18 protein-coding genes are annotated in these 18663 nt (G+C 70.2%); 8 read left to right on the top strand and 10 right to left on the bottom strand.

The genetic code is table 11. From position 1 onward, the window contains the following. Nucleotides 1–9: 9 nt before the first annotated feature. Nucleotides 10–738, top strand: a complete 729-nt coding sequence (locus NE234_RS37315; protein ID WP_252785678.1) for an SDR family NAD(P)-dependent oxidoreductase — start codon at nucleotides 10–12, stop codon at nucleotides 736–738. Between the two features lie 185 nt (nucleotides 739–923). On the opposite strand, the gene NE234_RS37310 is transcribed toward NE234_RS37315, so the two are convergent. Together NE234_RS37310 and NE234_RS37305 are read right to left on the bottom strand one after the other, a co-directional pair. Next, a complete protein-coding gene (locus tag NE234_RS37310) occupies nucleotides 924–1715 on the bottom strand; it encodes an SDR family NAD(P)-dependent oxidoreductase (protein WP_252785677.1) in 792 nt (263 codons plus the stop codon). Nucleotides 1716–2115: 400 nt separating this feature from the next. Then, the gene (locus tag NE234_RS37305; RefSeq protein WP_252785676.1) at nucleotides 2116–2670 is read right to left on the bottom strand and encodes a nitroreductase family protein; all 555 of its coding nucleotides are present in this window, start codon (nucleotides 2668–2670) and stop codon (nucleotides 2116–2118) included. A gap of 155 nt (nucleotides 2671–2825) precedes the next feature. On the opposite strand from NE234_RS37305, the gene NE234_RS37300 reads away from it, so the two are divergent. Both NE234_RS37300 and NE234_RS37295 read left to right on the top strand, forming a co-directional pair. Further along, entirely contained in the window at nucleotides 2826–3332 is a 507-nt protein-coding gene (locus NE234_RS37300) for a hypothetical protein (protein ID WP_252785675.1), read from the top strand. Between the two features lie 6 nt (nucleotides 3333–3338). Next, nucleotides 3339–3779, top strand: coding sequence for a hypothetical protein (locus NE234_RS37295; RefSeq protein ID WP_252785674.1), 441 nt, complete (start codon nucleotides 3339–3341; stop codon nucleotides 3777–3779). 58 nt (nucleotides 3780–3837) lie between these two features. Here the strand turns inward: NE234_RS37295 and NE234_RS37290 are convergent, their stop codons facing one another. The 5 genes from NE234_RS37290 to NE234_RS37270 form a co-directional block, all read right to left on the bottom strand. Further along, nucleotides 3838–4851 carry a LacI family DNA-binding transcriptional regulator gene (locus NE234_RS37290; protein WP_252785673.1) on the bottom strand — a complete coding sequence of 338 codons (1014 nt, stop codon included), beginning with the start codon at nucleotides 4849–4851 and terminating at the stop codon, nucleotides 3838–3840. A gap of 176 nt (nucleotides 4852–5027) precedes the next feature. Then, entirely contained in the window at nucleotides 5028–7121 is a 2094-nt protein-coding gene (locus NE234_RS37285; protein WP_252785672.1) for a glycoside hydrolase family 2 protein, read from the bottom strand. Between the two features lie 52 nt (nucleotides 7122–7173). Then, entirely contained in the window at nucleotides 7174–8118 is a 945-nt protein-coding gene (locus NE234_RS45645) for a carbohydrate ABC transporter permease (RefSeq protein WP_252785671.1), read from the bottom strand. Next, nucleotides 8115–8942: a carbohydrate ABC transporter permease gene (locus tag NE234_RS37275; protein ID WP_252785670.1), complete on the bottom strand. Its 828-nt coding sequence runs from the start codon at nucleotides 8940–8942 to the stop codon at nucleotides 8115–8117. Before NE234_RS37275 ends, NE234_RS45645 begins: the two co-directional genes overlap by 4 nt. 138 nt (nucleotides 8943–9080) lie before the next feature. Continuing rightward, nucleotides 9081–10469 carry a type 2 periplasmic-binding domain-containing protein gene (locus tag NE234_RS37270; RefSeq protein ID WP_252785669.1) on the bottom strand — a complete coding sequence of 463 codons (1389 nt, stop codon included), beginning with the start codon at nucleotides 10467–10469 and terminating at the stop codon, nucleotides 9081–9083. Nucleotides 10470–10843: 374 nt separating this feature from the next. Here NE234_RS37270 and NE234_RS37265 point away from each other — a divergent pair, with 374 nt between their 5' ends. From NE234_RS37265 to NE234_RS37245, 5 genes are read left to right on the top strand one after another with little or no spacing between them, the layout of a single operon-like run. Next, nucleotides 10844–11773 carry an STM4015 family protein gene (locus tag NE234_RS37265; protein ID WP_252785668.1) on the top strand — a complete coding sequence of 310 codons (930 nt, stop codon included), beginning with the start codon at nucleotides 10844–10846 and terminating at the stop codon, nucleotides 11771–11773. Then, nucleotides 11770–12861: an STM4014 family protein gene (locus tag NE234_RS37260; protein WP_252785667.1), complete on the top strand. Its 1092-nt coding sequence runs from the start codon at nucleotides 11770–11772 to the stop codon at nucleotides 12859–12861. The genes NE234_RS37265 and NE234_RS37260 overlap by 4 nt, the downstream gene beginning before the upstream one ends. Further along, on the top strand, nucleotides 12849–13646 hold the full coding sequence (locus NE234_RS37255; protein ID WP_252785666.1) for an STM4013/SEN3800 family hydrolase: 798 nt from the start codon (nucleotides 12849–12851) through the stop codon (nucleotides 13644–13646). Before NE234_RS37260 ends, NE234_RS37255 begins: the two co-directional genes overlap by 13 nt. After that, nucleotides 13643–14965: an STM4012 family radical SAM protein gene (locus tag NE234_RS37250; RefSeq protein WP_252785665.1), complete on the top strand. Its 1323-nt coding sequence runs from the start codon at nucleotides 13643–13645 to the stop codon at nucleotides 14963–14965. The genes NE234_RS37255 and NE234_RS37250 overlap by 4 nt, the downstream gene beginning before the upstream one ends. Further along, the gene (locus NE234_RS37245) at nucleotides 14965–15855 is read left to right on the top strand and encodes an STM4011 family radical SAM protein (RefSeq protein ID WP_252785664.1); all 891 of its coding nucleotides are present in this window, start codon (nucleotides 14965–14967) and stop codon (nucleotides 15853–15855) included. Before NE234_RS37250 ends, NE234_RS37245 begins: the two co-directional genes overlap by 1 nt. Here the strand turns inward: NE234_RS37245 and NE234_RS37240 are convergent. From NE234_RS37240 to NE234_RS37230, 3 genes are all read right to left on the bottom strand, one after another. Beyond that, the gene (locus NE234_RS37240; RefSeq protein ID WP_252785663.1) at nucleotides 15842–16930 is read right to left on the bottom strand and encodes a DUF6745 domain-containing protein; all 1089 of its coding nucleotides are present in this window, start codon (nucleotides 16928–16930) and stop codon (nucleotides 15842–15844) included. The genes NE234_RS37245 and NE234_RS37240 overlap by 14 nt on opposite strands. A 19-nt stretch (nucleotides 16931–16949) precedes the next feature. Then, complete coding sequence (locus NE234_RS37235; protein WP_252785662.1) at nucleotides 16950–17276, bottom strand: hypothetical protein; 327 nt, start codon at nucleotides 17274–17276, stop codon at nucleotides 16950–16952. A 79-nt stretch (nucleotides 17277–17355) separates the two neighbouring features. Next, entirely contained in the window at nucleotides 17356–18645 is a 1290-nt protein-coding gene (locus NE234_RS37230) for an MFS transporter (protein ID WP_252785661.1), read from the bottom strand. Between the last annotated feature and the right edge of the window lie 18 nt (nucleotides 18646–18663).

Genomic DNA, 18663 nt, shown 5'->3' with positions numbered 1-18663 from the left:
ATCGTCATCATGGTCGTAATCGCCGGCAAGGCAGTTCTCATCACCGGAGGCAACCGCGGTATCGGGCGGGCGCTGGTCGAAGAGGCCCTCAGAAGAGACGCGAGCCGGGTGTACCTCGGTACGCGCGCTCCGGTGGAACATCCGGACGGGCGCGTCACGCCGCTGGCTCTCGACGTGACCGACAGGGAACAGATTCGGCGGGCAGTGGACGCGGTCGAGTCCCTCGATGTCCTCATCAACAACGCCGGCATCGCGCTTTACGACGACCTGAGCGACCGTCGCGTGATCGAACAGCACCTCGCCGTCAACCTCTTCGGCACCTACGACGTGACTCAGGCGTTCTTGCCCTTGCTGATCCGTTCCGGAGGGGCGGTCGTGAACAACCTGTCGGTGAACGCCTTCGCCCCCTTCCCGGTCATTCCGGCGTACTCGGCTTCCAAAGCGGCCCTGTTCAACCTGACACAGTCGCTGCGCGCACTTCTGGCCGGGCACGGCGTAAGTGTTCACGCCGTCCTCACCGGCCCCGTCGACACTGACATGAGCCGGGACGCCGACATCCCGAAAGCCACTCCGGAGTCCGTCGCGAGTGGCATCTTCGACGGAATCGGCAGGGGAGAGGAGGACATCTTCCCGGATCCCATGGCCGAGACCATGGCCGAGAGCTGGCGTCGCGGTGCGGCGAAGGCGCTCGAGCGCCAGTACGCGCAGATCGCCGAGCAGGCACGCGCCATCTCGTAGGGACGCCGTTCCGGTCGAGTTCGGCGGCGGCACTCCGAGCGCGACCGGGATCATCGCCGGACCGGGCCCCGGCGTAGAGCAGTGACCGATCGGACGGCATCCAGCGGACCGGAGATCCGATCTACGCAAGGTGGCGGGTGTGGGAGCGGCCGGTCGCCCCCACACCCGTCCGCGCGGGTACGTCGTCAGTCGGCGATCATGCCGCCGCTGAGGTTGGCGATGGCCCCCGTCATCGCGGCGGCGCGGTCGGACGCCACGAAGACGGCCACGTCGGCGATCTCGGCGACGGTGGGCAGCTTCTTGCGCAGCGTCCGCTCCGCCATGCGGGCCTCGAACACGTCGCGGCTGATGCCATAGGCGTTGGCGTGCAGGCCGTACACCTCGGTGAGCTGCGAGGTCTCCGGCATGCCCGCCGCGTTCAGGCAGACGACCCGGACGCCTTGCGGTCCCAGCTCGGCGGCCAGGCCGCGGGACAGCGATTCGACCGCCGCCCATGCCGGTGCCATGCCTCCCATGAGCGGGACGGCCGTACGGGACGGAGATGCCGTGATCGTCAGGATCACTCCCGATCCCTGGCCGGACATGCGGCGCCCGGCCGCTCGGGCGGTCAGGAAGTTCGCCTTGGGATAGGTGCTGATGGGCAGGTCGAAATCTTCAGCCGGCAGATCGATGAGCCGAGTGCCCTGAATGCCCGTCTGAGGCAGGCTGATGGCGTTGAAGGAGACGTCGATGGATCCGGCGTCCCGGACCACCGCGTCGGCGTGGACCTCCACGGCGCCCTCATCCAGCACGTCCACCGTGGCGACGTCGGCGACGCCGCCTGAGGTCCGGATCTTCTCCGCGACCGTCTCCAGCGCGGCGCGGGTACGCCCCGCGAGGAAGACCCGGGCTCCCTCCTTGGCGAAGGCCTGCGCGACCGCCCCGCCGATCGCACCGCTCGCCCCGTAGACGATCGCGTTCTTGTCTCCGAGCAGCAACGTTCCTCCTGGATGTCGATTGGCACGGACCGGGGTCCGTCACCCTTTTCGACCTGGAGACCGTCCGGAAGGAATCGCCGGCGACGGCCGGATCTTCCGAGCGACGCGCCGGTCGGCTCCGCCTTGCGCCTCCCCTCCCGGCCGGGGCATCCGGCTCGCTGCACCTGGTGGCGTACGCCGACTTACGCCACCTCCGAGTCGTGTCGGCAGGCCGGCCGCGACATGATCGGCGTCGGCGCCGTCGTCGACTACAAGTGTGAATGGGACAGCCCGGACTGGGCGCTATACCTGCGCATGGTGGGCTGATTCAACGCCGAGGGTGACCTGCCATTCGAGTGAATGGCAGGTCACCCGTCGTAATGCTGTTTTCCTGCTACGACTCATTGCTGAACGTATGCGCTCACGAAGACCAGGGGGCGGAGCGCAGGTCGGCGATTCCGCGCCGTTCGCGGCTCTCCGGCGGCTCACCGGCGGCCCTCCCGATCGCGATCATCGAGATGATCGTCCAACCGGGGTTCGGGCGCAGCTCCTCGGTGAGACCTTCCAGGTCGAAGGCGCGGAACTGGTGGGAGGCCAGCCCCATCGCCTGGGCCTGGATGGTCAGGTGGGCGACGGCCTGGCCGAGGTCGTAGTCCGCGAACTCGGAGTAGAGCAGTGGCGTGTCGTCGACGTAGCGGCGTGCGAGCGTGACGACGAGCAGGCCCGCGTCCGTCGCCCAGCGGGCCGAGCTGGGCGCGAGGTGGCGCACCACCCGCTCGTGCTCCCGCTCGCCGGGACGGCCGGTGAAGAACCCCCAGGGCTGGGAGTTCCCGGCGGACGGCGCCCAGCGCGCGGCCTCCAGCAGCAGGCCGAGGGAGTGGTCGTCAACGGCGGCCGACGGGTCGAACTCGTAGGGGCTGAACCGTCCCGCCAGCAGAGGGTGGATGCCGCCGGGCGGTTCTCGATCACGTCGCACGTCCCGATGCAACCGGCCGCCGTACGGTCGTATTTCTTTCCGAGGGGACGGGCGGTGCGGACAGGAGAAGCATCGACGCGGCGCGAGGGAAGTGGCGGCACGGATACTGACCCGCCCTTGAACGATCGGTAATCATCGAGGAGCGGAGGGTGAGGATGTCCGGACGGGAAGCATTCCTGGCAACGGCCAGAACACAGACCGGCCCTCGAAGACGTGCGGACGGCAGCTCGAAGTACGGCGAATGGTTCGCCGGGCTCGTCGGCGATCCCGCTTTCCGGGACGGCGACTTCTGCGCGGTGGGCCTGCTCTGGTGCGCCTGGCGCACCGGCCAGCTCACGGCGCTCGGCGGCGCACGGCGCGACTGGGCGTGGGTGCCGTCCTGGTGGCGGCACTGGCAGGACATCGGGCGCTGGACGGCCGGTGCCGCCCGTGGCCGGATCGTCTTCTTCGATTTCGACCGCTCGGGCGTGCCGGAGCATGTGGGCGCGGTCCTGCAGGACGACCGCAACGGGACGATCGTCACCATCGAGTTCAACACCATGAACGGCTGGTGCGCGGTCCGGGGCCGCCGCCTGTCCGACGTCATCGGATTCGGCGACCCCGCATGGGCGGACACCCGTCTACCGGTCGCCGCGGGCGGCGACTCCTGCTGGCAGGGCTGAGATGCCATGGGGCGCCGGCGTCTCCGCCGGGCAGGGCACGCGAACGTCCGCCGGCTCATCGTCGTCGAGCCCGCCGGAGGGGGCGGGCGGCAGGAGGAGGACATGCCGTACGGAGGACAGCTGCCGGCCGGAAGAGGCAGCGAGGTGGAGATCTCCTTCCCCCGGGGATTCCCCACGGCGATCGGCCTGGTCTACGACAACACCCTGGCCATCCCCGAGCTGGGGGTCGAGCCGCAGCCGATCGGAGAGGTGCGCATCGCCGCCCATCACGGCGACGGCACCCACCAGATCGTGGAGGCCAGGGTCGGCGCCGGCGTGACCGACCCGAAGCAGCCGGACAAGACGTTCAAGACCGTCGTCCACTTCGACCGGCCCGCCGACGTCGACTACGTCATCCTGGTCCGGCGCGACGCGGGAACCCGTCCGATCGGCTGGGACCTGAGCTGACCGCGCGGCGCGGATGACCACGCCGCACGGCCGCGGCGGACGTCGTCGCGGCATCCGCTCAGCTCACCGTGCTCTCGCGGGGAACCAGCCGGTGCGGCGCCCATAGCTCGGCGGGCCGCTCGTCCGACCGGTCGCCGAGCCGTGCGATCAGCCGGTCCACGGCGAGCCGTGCGATCTGTTCCTTGTCGGGTGAGACGGTGGTGAGCGAGGGCGTGCTGTAGCGGCTCTCCTCGATGTCGTCGAAGCCGACGACGGCCACGTCCTCCGGAACGCGCAACCCGCGGGTGAGGAGGGTCCGCAGGGCACCGATGGCCAGCAGGTCGTTGTAGCAGAAGACGGCGTCGGGAGGCCCACCGGGATGATCGAGCAGGGTCGCCATGGCCCGTGCGCCGTCGGATCGATGGAACCGGCGCGTACTGACGATCAGCGATTCGTCGAGAGCGCGGCCTCGGGCCGCATGGGCCTCGCGATAGCCGCGCGTGCGCAGTTGGGCCGTCTCGCCGGTCTCATAAGGCTGGTCGCCCATCGCGGCGATCCGGGTGCGGCCGAGATCGATCAGGTGCTCGGTGGCCGCGCGCGAAGCGGCGACGTTATCGATGGCGACATGGTCATAGGGGCTCTCGGCGATCCGCTCGCCGAGCAGAACGAGCGGGCTCGTGGTGTCCCGCAGGGCGAGATCCGCCTGTGAGAGGGCGAGCGGACTGAGGATGACGCCGTCGAACAACGCGGCGCTCGCCCCCATGATGAGTTCGCGCTCGCGGTCCGGCTCGCCGTCGGTCTGATCGATCACCACGGTGTATCCGTGCCGGCGCGCCTCGGTGACGACCGCTCTGGCCAGTTCCGCGAAATAGGGCACGTCCAGTTCGGGAACGACCAGCGCCAGCATCCCGGTACGGCCTCGCTTGAGATTGCGAGCGAGGAGATTCGGCCGGTATCCCAGCTCGGCCACCGCCGCCTCGACCCGGAGCCGCGTCTCGTCCGAGACCGGCGCATATCCGTTGACGACGTTGGATACCGTACGAATCGAGACTCCCGCGCGGGCGGCTACGTCTCGAAGGCGAGCTTTGGTCATAGCACTCTCTTCGAGAATGGTGTGAACCTAAGAACATTGGACGCCAGCCTATTGCCACGGTGCATAGGCGCCGTCCCGGGAATTGCGGAATCCGGGGCCGTCCGCCGGGACCCGGCGGTCGGCGGACGGCCCTGATCTCCGCTAACGCGGGATTCGGCGGAATCCCGTTTCCCGGATCACGTGGCGGCTCGGGCCGCGGCGTCCAGAGCGGCGTCGATACCGACATCGACGAAGGAACGCCCGACGACCTCGCCCGCCGACACGATCAGAAGGTGCAGCCGAGCCGCCCGTACGCCGTCGGGCAATCGGTCGACGACCCGGAAAGGCGCACTGAGCAGGAAAGGGTGCACCTTGACCGGGTCGGCCGGGGACATCGCGCCGACGGCACGCGACGCGGCCGCAGCGTCGCAGTCGCCGAGCACCGCGCCCCAGACGGGCACGACCACCGCCTCGATCGCCGAGGACCCGTGGTGGGATATCCGGACACCGACGTCCACCGTCCGGTCGTCGCCGACCACCAGGTCACGCCCCGGTGCCTGCGGGTCGATGTCGACGAGGAGCACGGTCTCGGCGTTGACGAGGTCTGGAGCGTTCCCGCCGCCGTCCTTCCGGCTCCGGTCGAAGGCGTAGATGCCCGCCATCTCGTGTTCGATGTCGTACAGCTCGGTCCACACGTAGCCGGACAGGTCGTCGTGCCGGCGCAGTTCCAGGGTCTGCCAGCGCAGGTTCCAGCCGCGGTTGACGCTGGTCCACCCACCGCCGAACTCGCTGTTGAGATTGGGCCGTCCGGAGGACGGGCCGCCGTCGGCCATCAGCAGCTTGTCCACGGTCATCTCGGGCCCGAGCCCGACCGGGAAGGCGGGCTTGCGTTCCGTCAGCAGCGCGTGGACCTTGGCCGCCCAGCCTGCCGGCGTCTCGTCGTAGATGTGCCAGTCCACGAGGTCGGTGGCGACATGCGACCAGCCGGAGTTGTCCACCACGGGACGTGAGGAGTCCAGGCTCTTCAGCGACTCGTACGCGCGGCGGACCGCCGCCTGCTTGTCCGGGTCGCCAGGGACGTCCCAGTCCAGGCCCCATTCCTCGTTGTACAGGCCCCAGATGACGACGCTGGGGTGGTTCCCGTCACGGCGGACCATCGGCTCGATCTGCGCCTCGAACCTGGCCACGGCCGCCGGTGTGAAGACGCCGGTGCTGGCGGGCTCGGCCCACACCAGCATGCCGAGGCGATCGGCGTGATGCAGGAAGCGCGGGTCCTCCAGCTTCAGGTGCTTGCGGACCAGGTTGAAGCCGGCCTCCCGGGCGAGTTCGAGGTCGGTGACGAACGCCTGGTCGTCCGGGGCCGTCAGACCGGTACGGGGCCAGTAGCCCTGGTCGAGGACGCCTCTCACGTACAGGCGCTCGTCGTTGAGCAGGATGTGCTCGCCGTCGACCGTCACCCGCCGAAGGCCGGTCTGCGACGCGACGCGATCGGTGCCGTCCGGGGATTCGAGCGTCACGGCGACCGTGTAGAGATGGGGATCGGCCGGGCTCCACAGGCGGGGATCCCGGATCGGCAGGTGCACCCGCGCCGTACCGTCGTCGAGTTCGGTCGTCACCGGTCGCCCCCCGTCGACGGACAGGGTGAGCCGGGCGCCGCTCAGCGACGGGCCCGCCGCCGTGACGCTCGCCACGATCCCATCGAGGGCGTCCGACGGAGCGAGCGCGAGTGCCGAGACGTACGTCGCCGGGCGTGCCTCCAGCCACACCGACTGCCAGATGCCGCTGCTGGGCGTGAAGGCGCACGAGTCGTAGTCGTCACGCGGGATACTGCGCTGCTTCCCATGGACGATCTCCCGCTTGTCCACGGGCGCCCACACCCGGACCAGCACGGTGGCGGACAGACCGTCCAGCGTGTCGGTGATGTCGAACTCGAAAGGCGTATAGCCGCCCTCGTGCTCACCGACCCGCGTGCCGTTCACCCATACGACGGCCGAGTGGTGCACGGCGCCGAAGTGCAGGACGACCCGCTGACCGCTCCACTCCTCCGGAACCGTGATCGTCCTGCGGTACCACCCGTACTCCAGCCAGTGGACGCCCAGGCCCGACGCCTCGGTCTCCCAGGCGAACGGCACGGTGATCCGCGCAGGCCACGCACGATCCTCATGCGACAACTCCTCGGGGGTGGCCGTCCCCGCCGGGTCGGTGGCGAATTCCCACGATCCGTTAAGGGTCAGCCACGTATGCGAGCGGTCGAAATGAGGACGGGGATATTCCGGGCGGACCAACGACATTTCTTCTCCAAGATGTGGAAGCGTTGAATCAGGTCTTCGGGTGGGGCGGGACTCAGCCGGTCATGCTTCCCTGCAGTGCGCCACCGCGGAAATACCTCTCCAGCAGCAGGAACAGCACGATGAGCGGCAGGATCGTGACCAGTCCACCGGTGATGAGCACCGGGACCATGTTGGCCTTCGTGCCTGTCTCGGCCCCCTGGGACAGGGCCGACAAGCCGACGGTGAGCGGATAGAGGCTGTTCCGGCTGAAGATGACCAGCGGCAGGAAGTAGTTGTTCCAGACGGTCACGACCGTCAACAGCAGGACGGTGACCAGGCCGGGGACGGTCAGCGGCAGCGCGATGCGCACGAAGACGCGGAGCTCGCCCGCGCCGTCGAGGCGAGCGGCATCGAGCAGGTCACGGGGGACCGACGCGTCGATGTAGGTCCGCATCAGGTAGATGCCCACCGGCGAGACCATGCTGGGCAGGATCATGCCCCAGATCGAATTCACCAGGCCGACCTTGGCGTACACCAGGAACAGCGGCAGGGAGATCGCGCTGACCGGCACCAGGAGGGTCGACATCACCAGGTAGAAGATGCTGTTGGCGCCGCGGAACCGGTAACGCGAGAAACCGTATCCGGCCATCGCCGAAAGGATCGTCGAGCCGATGCCGGCGATTCCGGCGTAGAGCAGGGTGTTGCCCAGCCACCGCAGGTAGACCCCGGCGCCACTGACGTTCCTGCCGAGGTCGGCGAGGTTCTGGAACAGCCGGAACGGCCGGGCGAACCAGAATCCCGGCGTCACGTACACGTTCACCTGCGTCTTGGTGGAGTTGATCAGCAACCAGACCAGCGGCGCCAGGATGAACAGCGCGAAAGCCGCGCTGATGAGCGTCAGAAGCGTGATGGTCCCCCGGGGCAGGCCGTACAGGCGGGGTGCGATTCCGCCGGGGCGCCGGCGCGGTTCTCGCTTCGAGGCGGTCGCTCCGGTCTCCGTGTTCCGCCGCGGGCTCACCGGAACTCCCCGTTGCGCCGGCGCACCGCGAAGGCGGCGAGTGAGAGGGCACCGATGATCAGCGCGAGGATGACCGCCGCCGCCGCACCGAGGTTGTAGTCCCCGCTGCCCACCGCGGTGTTGTAGACGAAGAGGGTGGGGGTGAAGCCGAAGGACACCGCCTGGGGCTGGAACGCGGCCAGGATGGACGGCTCGGTGAACAGCTGAAGGGCCCCGACCGTGTTGAGGAACAGCAGCATGATGATCGCAGGGCGCACCATCGGCAGTTTCAGGCGCAGGATGATGGTCGAGAGCCGCGCCCCGTCGGTGATGGCCGCCTCGGTGATCTCCCGGGGGATCGCCTTCAACGACGTGTAGAGGATGGTCATGTTGTAGCCCGTCCATTCCCAGATCACGATGAGAATGATCGTTGGCGTGATCAGTCCGGAGGAGAAGAAGTCGACGTCCCCCAGCCCGACGGCCTTCAGGAGCTGGGGATACGGGCCGAAGTGGGGGAGTAGCAGGAACGACCACATCATCGCCGCGACGACCCCCGGCACCGCGAACGGCATGAAGAACACGGTGCGGAAGAACCTGTCGAACTTGACGACACCGGCATCGAAGATCGCGGCGAAGAAGAACGCGATGGCGATCGTCACCGGGACCTGGATCACTCCGAACAGCAGCACTCGCTCCACGCCGTCCCAGAACTGCGATGAGCTCAGTACGGTGCGGTAATTGGCGAGTCCGGAGTAGGTGGTGCCGCCGATCAGCCGGGTCCGGTGGAGGCTGTCGTAGACGGCGTAGACCGTCGGGACGATCATGAACAGGGCGAGCGCAAGCATGTGCGGTGTGATGAACACGGCACCGGGCCACTGGCTCCGTCGTGAGCCGCGGACCGGCCGGGTCCTGCGCGGCGGAACCACCGGACTCGCCGGTTCGTGGAGAGCGGATGCGCGATGGGCGGTTTTCACTGGTGATCCTCAGCCCTCGGTGACCGTGAATCCCTGGTCCTTCGCGTACTTGACCATCTGCTGCTGGTAGGTCTTGAAAGCCTCCGGCAGCGTCTCCGTGCCCTTGCTGACCCCCGCGAAGGTGGAGGTCCACTGGGTCAGCGCCGCGGTCATGATCGGGGGCCACTGCGGGTTCACCATGTTCTGCGCGGCCTTGGCGAAGACCGCGTTCGGCTTGGAATCGCCGGAGATCTCCAGCGTGGAGTCCTGGAACGTGGTGGAGTTCAGCAGCGGGAGATAACCGGGGAACGCGCCGGCGACCTTGCCGCTGAGGATCTTCCACGAGTCCTGCGAGGCGCCGAACCACTGGACGAACTGCGCCGCCTCCTTGGCGTGTTTGGTCCCGGCGATCACGGCGAGTGCCGAGCCTCCCCAGTTGCCGGACAGGTTCTGACCGGCCGTGACCTGCGGCAGCGGGGCGGCGCGCCAATCACCGATGGTCTTCTTGACGTTGAGCTGCATCCCCACCGGTCCCCAGGCCGGGCTGAGACGGGCCGCGTTCACGCCGCTGTCGAGGTTGGACCACTGCGCCGGTGAGAAGTCGGCGGCGGTGGTGACCTCCTTCTTGTCGATCAGTTTCTGCCAGTACTCGGCGAAGGCCGTCTGGGCCGGTCCGGTGAAGTTGATGCCGAGCTTCTGTCCACCGGCGTAGGTGAACGGGAAGGCGTTGTACTGCTGCATCAACGCGAGCACGTCCTGGGTGCTCTCCGGGTCGAAGTTGGTGATCGCCGCCTTCGGGTCCGCGGCGTGCAACTTGTCCGCCGCCGCGGCGAACGCGGTCCAGGTCGCCGGCACCGGGATGCCGTGGCGGCTGAACGCCTTGGAGTTGTAGTAGAGGGCCATCGGGCCGAGATCGACCGGCATCGCGTACAGCGCCGATCCTCGGGTGACCTGGGCCCAGGCCACCGGTGCCACGTCCTTCTTCGCCGCGCCGACGCCGTACTTCGACAGGTCGACGAGACTGTTCGTGATCTCGAAGGACGGCACCTCGAAGTACTCGATCGTGGCCACGTCGGGGGTGCCGCTCTTCGCCTTGAGGGCGTCGCTGAGCTTGACGTACTCGGCGGTCGTGGCGCCGGCGTTCTCCAGCTTCACGCAGATGCCCGGATGCGTCGTGTTGAATTGCTTGACCGCGAGGTCGTAGCCGGCCGGCCACCCCCAGAAGGTCAGCGGTACGGCGCCCGCGGCGCAGCCGGCGCCTGCCGCCTGACCGGTGGACGATCCCGGGGGCGGCGTGTCCGATCCGCTGCCGCACGCGGTCAGCAGAACCGCCGCCACCGCGGTGGCCGCCAGACCGATCAGCCGTCGTGGGCGCCTGCCCGCGCTACGGAATCCGCCGCCTGCGTAACCCTGCGTCATTCCCATGTCACCTCAGGACTTCGTGGAGCTCGGTGGAGTGTTCAAGGGCCTGTGATACGGCTGCCTGAGAACGCAGCGGCCTTTCGCGACCCGCGCTGCCGGACCGGGACGGGATTTCCGCGCTCCGGCGAAGCAGACGTTGGTTTCGGCGGCTGGTCGACCGCGTTACTGCAACGTTGCAAGACGGTAGCCTGCGGTGCTGCATCGTTGCAATAGGTTGCACGGCACGTTTTCGGCCGTCACCGACGTGACCGGTTCCCGGGAGGAACCCTGGCCCCGGGATCGCGGCGAACGGTTTCCCCGCGAACGGACAGCCGAGTGTCTTTCCCCTCTGGTAGATGTGTCGGGTCATCCATGAGGAAAGGTCTCCGGCTGTGTTCATAGACGACCATCTCTCGGAATTCGATGGCCTTCCGGTCGTCGATCTCCTCCTGGCCGAGGAAGCGGGGAAGCCGCTCCCGCCGGCGGCGTCCGCCGCCTGGCGGATCGGCACCGCGTTCGAAGAGGCCTCGTTCGACGAGGTGCTCGGGCGCTTCCTCGAGCAGGTCGACACCGCCCAGGTGACCAGCCTGATCATCGGCTACTGGGGCGCCTCGTACGACTCTGGCGAGGTCGACCCGGTGGATCTGCTGGTCAAGGCGGCCGACCGGCTGCCGAATCTGCGCGCGCTGTTCCTCGGGGACATCGAGGCGGAGGAGGCGGAGATCTCCTGGATCGAGCAGTCCGACATCACGCCGCTGTTCACGGCGTTCCCCGGCCTGCGGCGTCTGGAGGTCCGCGGCGGCAACGGGCTCGCCATGGACCCGATCAAGAGCGAGGCGCTGACCGTGCTGCGGATGGAGTCGGGCGGCCTGCCCGCGGACGTGGTGCGGGCGGTGGCCGCCAGCGACCTGCCGAACCTCGAACACCTCGACCTCTGGCTCGGCGTGGAGAACTACGGCGGCAATGCCAACGTGGCCGACCTCGCTCCCATCCTGAGCGGAGAGCGGCTGCCCGCGCTGCGGCGTCTCGGGCTGGAGGACAGCGAGATCCAGGACGAGATCGCGGCGGCGGTCGCGAGCGCGCCGGTCGTGGCCCGGCTGGAGTCGCTGAGCCTGGCGATGGGCATCCTGACGGACGAGGGCGCGGAGGCATTGTTGTCCGGTCAGCCGCTCACCCACCTGAAGCGGCTCGACCTGCACCATCACTTCCTCAGCGACCGGATGGTCGAGCGGGTCCGGGCCGCGCTTCCCGGTGTCGAGGTCGACCTGAGCGAGCAGGAGAAGGCCGAGGACGACGAGCGCTACGTGGCGGTCGACGAGTGACGCCGGAGGCGGCCTTCACCGTGGTCGCCGTTCCGGGCGGCCGGCGGGCGGCGCTGTTCGCCGCCGCGTGCCGCGGCCGGGGCCTGCCCGAGCCGCGTGTCATCGACTGGCGCGACGTGCTGCGGGGAAGCCGGATCCACGTCGAGCCGGGCACGTTCCTGCGCATCGACTCTCCCGGAGAGGACGCGGGGACCGCCGCGTTGCTGCGCGGACCGGGAGATCCGGCGCGCGTCACCGGGTCCGCGCGATGGTACGCGGCCTTCACCGCCGGACTCCGGCGGATCACGGCCGCCGCGGGCGAGGCGCGGATGCTGAGCGACGCCGGCGAGATCGCGGTGATGTTCGACAAGCGCCGCTGCCACGCGCGTCTCACCGCGGCGGGCGTGCCGGTGCCGCCGGCGCTGCCGGCCGTACGCGGTTACGACGAGTTGCGCATCCGCATGGCGGAGGCCGGCCGGAGCCGTGTGTTCGTCAAGCCGGCGCACGGATCGTCCGCCTCCGGGATCGTCGCCCTGCAGGTGGCCCCCGGCCGGATCAAGGCGGTCACCTCCGCGGCCCGCGACGCCCACGGCGAGTTCCACAACTCGCTGCGCGTTCGCTCGTACGAGAGCGAGCGCGAGGTCGCGGCGCTCGTCGACGCGCTGGCTCCGGACGGACTGCACGTCGAGGCCTGGCTGCCCAAGGCGTCGATCGGCGGCCGCGTGTTCGACCTGCGCGTGGTGGTGGTCGCGGGGAGCCCGACGCACGCGGTCGTCCGCACCAGCCGCCACCCGATGACGAACCTGCACCTCGGCGGGGCACGCGGGGACCTGCGCGCGGTGCGCGAGCTGCTCGGCGAGTCCGGCTGGCGGCGGGCGATGGAGATCTGCGCGGAGGCGGCGGCATGCTTCCCCGGCAGCCTCATGGTCGGCGTCGACCTGCTCATCGGCGCCGCCCGGCGGCGTCCGGCGGTGGCCGAGGTCAACGCGTTCGGCGACCTGCTGCCGGGTCTGACCGGCCTGCCGGGCGGCCCCGCCGAGGGCCTGGACACCTACGCCGCCCAGGTCGCCGCCGCCCTGACCACGAGGGCTCCGGCATGCGCGACATGAACGCCGTCGTGGGCAGCCACGATCTGCTGCTGGTCACCCTCGACACGTTGCGGTACGACGTCGCGGCGGAGCTGATGGCGGCCGGACGAACGCCCACCCTGGCGGCGGTGCTGCCGGACGGCAGGTGGGAGCGACGGCACACGCCGGGCAGCTTCACCTACGCGGCGCACGCGGCCTTCCTCGCGGGATTCCTGCCGACCCCGGCCCGGCCCGGCCCGCATCCACGGCTCTTCGCGGCTCGCTTCGCCGGCAGCGAGACGACGGAGCCCGGCACGTGGGTGTACGACGCCGCGGACCTGCCGGCCGGGCTGGCCCAGGTCGGCTACCACACGGTCTGTATCGGCGGCGTGGGGTTCTTCAACAAGCGCGGCCCGCTCGGCTCGGCCCTGCCCGGCCTGTTCGCCGAGAGCCACTGGGAGCCGGAGTTCGGCGTGACCGACCCGAGGTCGCTGGAGCACCAGGTCGCCTGCGCCGAGCGCGTGGTCGCGGGCCTCCCGGCCGACCGGCGGCTGTTCATGCTGGTCAACGTGTCCGCGCTGCACCAGCCGAACTGGTTCTACGCGGCGGGCGCCGAGCGTGGGCAGGACTCGCGGGCCACCCACGCGGCGGCGCTCGAATACGTCGACCGGCACATCGGCGCCCTCTTCGGCCTGATGCGCCGTCCCTGCCTCGTCATCATCTGCTCCGACCACGGCACCGCGTACGGCGAGGACGGCCATACGGGCCACCGTTTCGGCCATGAGATCGTGTGGACCGTGCCATACGCGGAGTTCCTGCTGTCATGACCTCGCCGACCACATCCGCGCCTCCGGACCTGACCCGCCCGTACCAGGGATACGTCTACGCGTACCCGCACAAGACGGCTTACCGGCCGCTCACGCCGCGTCCCCGGCTGTCCGACGTCTGGGCGGACGAGCGGCGCGACGCGCTGTTCCTCTACCTGCACGTGCCGTTCTGCGAGATGCGCTGCGGCTTCTGCAACCTGTTCACCCGTACGGGCGCGCCCGAGGAGCTGACGACCGCCTACCTGGACGCGCTGGAACGCCAGGCGGACGCCGTACGCGACGCTCTGGGCGAGGCGTCCTTCGCCACCGCCGCGTTCGGCGGCGGCACGCCCACCTATCTGACGGCGGCGGAGCTGGAACGCCTCTGCGACCTCGCCGGGCGCTTCGCGGATCTCACGCGGATCCCGCTCAGCGTCGAGACGTCACCGGCGACCGCGACCGCCGACCGGCTGACGGTCCTCGCCGAACGCGGGGCCACCCGCGTCTCGATCGGAGTGCAGAGCTTCGTCGACGCCGAGGCGCGCGCCGCCGTACGCCCGCAGAAGCGCGCCGAGGTCGAGTCCGCGCTGGACCGCATCCGCGCCGCCGGCTTCGACACGCTCAACATCGACCTGATCTACGGCATCGACGGCCAGACCCCCGAGTCCTGGCTCTACTCTCTCGACACGGCGCTGTCCTGGGAGCCCGAGGAGCTGTACCTCTACCCGCTGTACGTCCGTCCGCTCACCGGACTCGGCCGGCAGGGCAGGAGCTGGGACGACCAGCGGCTGGAGCTCTACCGCGTCGGCCGCGACCACCTGCTCGGGCTCGGCTATGAGCAGGTGTCGATGCGCATGTTCCGGCGGCCGTCCGCCGGCACGAGTGACGGCGGCACCACGTACTGCTGCCAGACCGACGGCATGGTCGGCCTGGGCTGCGGCGCCCGGTCCTACACGACGGGTCTGCACTACTCCTTCGAGTACGCCGTCGGGACGAGCGCCGTGCGCGGCATCATCGACGAGTACGTACGGGCCCGCGAGTTCGGAGACGCGCGCGTCGGCTTCGCGCTGGACGACGACGAGCGGCGCCGCCGTCACCTCCTCCAGTCCCTGCTGCAGGCGTCCGGTCTGCGGCGGGCGGACTACCGGCGGCGGTTCGGCACGGACCCGGCCGCCGACTTCGCCGCCGAACTGACGGCCCTGGCGGACCGGGGCCGGCTCGACGACCGGACCGACGTCATCCGGCTCACCCCGGACGGCCTGGCCTACTCCGACGCGATCGGCCCGGCGCTGTTCTCACCGAGGGTGCGGACGCTCATGGACACCTACGAGGCGCGCTGATGGACCACCTGACGATCCTGTACCGCGGCCCCCTCGCCAGCTGCGACTACGACTGCCCGTACTGCCCGTTCGCCAAGCGGCGCGACACGCCGGAACAGCTGCGCGCCGACCGCGCCGCCCTCGAACGCTTCACCGCCTGGGTGGCGGCGCAGTCCCACGGCGTCTCGGTCCTGTTCACGCCCTGGGGCGAGGGACTCGTCCGGTCCTGGTACCGCCGGGCACTGACCGGGCTCAGCCACCTGCCGCACGTGGAGCGCGTCGCCATCCAGACCAATCTCAGCGCCCGCCTGGACTGGACCGCCGACGCGGACCCGTCCACGCTCGCGCTGTGGGCGACGTACCATCCCGGGCAGGTGCGGTACGAGCGCTTCCTCGGCAGATGCCGCGAACTCACCGAGCGAGGCGTACGGCACAGCGTGGGCGTCGTCGGGCTGCCCGACCACCTACCGCACGCCCGCCGGCTCCGGGCCGACCTGCCGGCGGAGACCTACCTGTGGGTCAACGCCGCCGAGGGACATGCCTACTCCGACGCCGAGGCCGCCGAGTGGACCGCCATCGACCCGCTGTTCGGCTACAGCCGGCACCCGCACGCCAGCCGTGGCCTGCCCTGCCGGACCGGGGACAGCGTCATCTCCGTCGACGGCGACGGGATGGTGCGCCGCTGCCACTTCGTCCCGGAGGTCCTCGGCAACCTCTACGACGGCTCGTTCCGTGCCGCGTTGCGTCCCCGGCCCTGCCCACTCGCGGTCTGCGACTGCCACATCGGCTACGTCCACCTCGAGCCGCTCGGCCTGGACGACGTCTTCGCCGGCGGTGTCCTCGAGCGGATCCCGGCCGGCCCGTGGTGGGCGCCGCACCGCACGGGTGCGGCGCCGCTCACGTCTGCCTGACCGGCTGGTAGTCCTGCTCGGTGAGGCCGAACGTCCAGGCCACGCCCTCCCGCGCGGTGCGGGTGCCCGGCGGAACCCGCAGGTAGTACGTACGGCTCGTGCCGTCCGGCTCCGGGGTCGAGTTGACGACCTCCACCATGGCGACGGGCTCGTCGCCGGGCAGGTCGATCCGCCAGAGCACACCGGTCTCGTCGCGGTGGACCGGCCGCGCGCCGGTCTCCGCGAGGTAGCGGTCGTACCCGAAGTTCTCCAGCATCACCCGGCGCAGCTCGGCGTTCTCCTCCGCCGCGATCCGCTCCGCCGTCAGCCCCGTGAGGGTGCCGATGAAGTCGGCGGGGATCGGCATGCCGCGCCAGGCGTGCAGCGCGAAACCGTCCGGATAGCTCAGCGCGGGACCGTCGCCCCGGTGCAGCCGGCCCGGCTCGTCGCGATGGAGCTCCGACGGACGGTCGCATACGATCGCGAGCCCTTCGTACGGCCACCACCAGCCGGCTGCCTGCGCCGTCTCGGCCAGCCCCGTCAGATCCGCCAGCCCGCCGACCGCGTCGAACAGCGCCAGCCACGGCGCGTCATGCTGCCCGAGCACCGCGTCGAGGGTCGCCTCCCGCAGCAGCGCCTCGGCCTCGCCGGCTGCCAGCTCGCCGAGTCCCCGGCGGATCCGGACGACCAGCCCGTCGACCTGCCGCCAGAGGTCACCGCCGGTGCGCGCCCACGCCGCCGACCACTCCTGCGCGCTCAGCCCGGCACGGGCCGCGGTCCGTGCCGCCTCCCACGGCCGGGTGCGCACGGCGTCACGCACCGAACGCCCGGCATCCGCGGTGCCCAATGCGGCACCGACCCGATCCACCTGATCGCCCAGCCCGCCCTGCCGCAATCTCTCCGCATGCCCCGGATCGTCCAGCAGCACGGCCGCGACCGCGCCGAAGGCGGGCGACGGCGCCCAGACGAAGCGCTCCGGACCGGTCAGCCCGGCCGCGGCGTACGCCGCGCGGATGCCCGCCTCGGCGCGCTCCCGATCGGCCGGACCGGTGGCGAAGGCCACCGACCGCCAGTCCTGCGTCATCAGTGTGTTCATGGAAACCTTCCTGACGTGCTCAGTCGGCGACGGGCCGCACGGCGCCGGGTATGTACTCGCGCTGGCGGACGACCCGGAACCAGCCCTTGGGCAGCGCGATCGCCGCATGCTCCTCGTGGACGAGCCGGCCCCCGGACGGCAGGTGCAGATAGTCGGGGCGCATCGGGTCGGGGTCGCGCAGCAGCGCGCCGGGCGCGACGATCGCATGCGCGTGCCCGGTCACCTCGCCGAGCGCGAGAACCAGCCGCCCGCGACCGTCGCGCTCCGCCGGCGGCAGCGCCTGCGCCTCGGCGGGAACGGCCTCGTCGGGCACGGGCACGATGAGAAGGTCTCCCTGTCGGAACATGCCGCCGAACGTACCGACCCCCACCGACAGTCCCGTGGCCGCGCGTTGGCGAGATCCGGCACCCGCATCGCGCCGGACTTCATGGCGCCGCGGGTTCCGGTGCCTTCTCCGCGTACGCCTCGTGCACCGGGATGTCGCGTAGGTGACGGATCGGGGAGAGCACGATGAACAGCACCGCCAGCCATGAGCCGAGTGCTGCCATGAACAGCGTCTCTCGCAGGCCGATCCAGTCACCGAGCACGCCGCCGAGCAGGCCGCCGATCGGCTTGGCGCCCCGGATCGCCCAGCGCATGGTGGCGTTCATGCGCCCGAGCAGTTCCGGAGGGCATACGGCCTGCCGGTAGCTGACCTGGGAGACGTTGAACATCACGACGCCGGCGGTCGTCGCGCACAGTCCGGCCGACACGAGCACCATGCCCCAGCGGGGGCCGGCGAACGGGATCAGCAGCGCGAAGCCGCCGAGGAACAGCTTGCCCGCCCAGAACATCCTCGCGGAGCCGATCAGCTGCGAAAGCGGCCCGACGGTGACGGCGCCGACGACACCGCCGGCGCTGCCGAGGCCGAGTACGAGGCCGATGGTCCCGGCGTGCGCGTGCAGCGTGCGTGCGAGGAACACCACCAGTACGGTCATCAGCGTCATGTTGAACAGGCTCGACATGGTGGCGCAGGCGACCACGCGCCGCAAGACGCTGTGCCGCGCCACGTAGCGGAGGCCCTCCGCGATCTGCTTGCGGACCGTCTTGCGTGACCCGCCGGCGCGCGGCGGCGGGTCCGGGGCGCGGATCGACATCAGTGACACGATGCTGACCCCGAATGACAGGCAGTCGGCTGTCACCGCATACGCCGCCGAGCCCAGCAGTGACACCAGGCCGCCCGCGAGGCTCGGGCCGATGACCTCTGACAGCGAGTTCGTGATGCCGATCTTGCCGTTGCCTTCGACGAGCTGATCTCGCCGTAACAGGATCGGTAGGTAGCTCTGGTAGGCGATCTCGAATACGGCCGTCAGGATGCCCGCGACCAGCGCGGTCACGTAGAGCTGCGCCATACTCAGATGGCCGAGGATCGCCGCGAAGGGCAGCCCGGCGAGCACCACCGCGCGACCCGCGTTGCTCCAGATCATCAGGCGGTGCTTGACGGTCCGGTCCACGAGCGCGCCCGCGGGCAGGGCCACGAGCAGGTACGCCACCGTGCCCGACGCCGATAGCACGCCGACCTCGAACGTCGACGCGCCGAGCACGGACACCGCGATCAGCGGCAACGCCAAGACCGTGACCGCCGAGCCGACGTCACTGACCGTCTGGCCGCCCCACAGCAGGAGGAAGTCCCGGTGCCACCACAGCGACTGCCGCTTCGCCTGTGTCCTGGTCACGCGCGTACCCCCCCACGA

Origin of the sequence: Actinoallomurus rhizosphaericola (assembly GCF_024055675.1) — a bacterium.
GTDB lineage: Bacteria > Actinomycetota > Actinomycetes > Streptosporangiales > Streptosporangiaceae > Actinoallomurus > Actinoallomurus soli.
Note: the sequence above shows the minus strand (reverse complement) of the source record. Positions and strands in the feature narration are given on the sequence as shown.

Bases quoted from the DNA above. Each gene is read 5' to 3' on its own strand.
- NE234_RS37315 (WP_252785678.1), top strand. From the start codon at position 10: ATGGTCGTAATCGCCGGCAAGGCAGTTCTCATCACCGGAGGCAACCGC.
- NE234_RS37300 (WP_252785675.1), top strand. From the start codon at position 2,826: ATGTCCGGACGGGAAGCATTCCTGGCAACGGCCAGAACACAGACCGGC.
- NE234_RS37295 (WP_252785674.1), top strand. From the start codon at position 3,339: ATGGGGCGCCGGCGTCTCCGCCGGGCAGGGCACGCGAACGTCCGCCGG.
- NE234_RS37290 (WP_252785673.1), bottom strand. From the start codon at position 4,851: ATGACCAAAGCTCGCCTTCGAGACGTAGCCGCCCGCGCGGGAGTCTCG.
- NE234_RS37285 (WP_252785672.1), bottom strand. From the start codon at position 7,121: ATGTCGTTGGTCCGCCCGGAATATCCCCGTCCTCATTTCGACCGCTCG.
- NE234_RS37275 (WP_252785670.1), bottom strand. From the start codon at position 8,942: ATGCTTGCGCTCGCCCTGTTCATGATCGTCCCGACGGTCTACGCCGTC.
- NE234_RS37270 (WP_252785669.1), bottom strand. From the start codon at position 10,469: ATGACGCAGGGTTACGCAGGCGGCGGATTCCGTAGCGCGGGCAGGCGC.
- NE234_RS37255 (WP_252785666.1), top strand. From the start codon at position 12,849: ATGCGCGACATGAACGCCGTCGTGGGCAGCCACGATCTGCTGCTGGTC.
- NE234_RS37250 (WP_252785665.1), top strand. From the start codon at position 13,643: ATGACCTCGCCGACCACATCCGCGCCTCCGGACCTGACCCGCCCGTAC.
- NE234_RS37245 (WP_252785664.1), top strand. From the start codon at position 14,965: ATGGACCACCTGACGATCCTGTACCGCGGCCCCCTCGCCAGCTGCGAC.
- NE234_RS37240 (WP_252785663.1), bottom strand. From the start codon at position 16,930: ATGAACACACTGATGACGCAGGACTGGCGGTCGGTGGCCTTCGCCACC.
- NE234_RS37235 (WP_252785662.1), bottom strand. From the start codon at position 17,276: ATGTTCCGACAGGGAGACCTTCTCATCGTGCCCGTGCCCGACGAGGCC.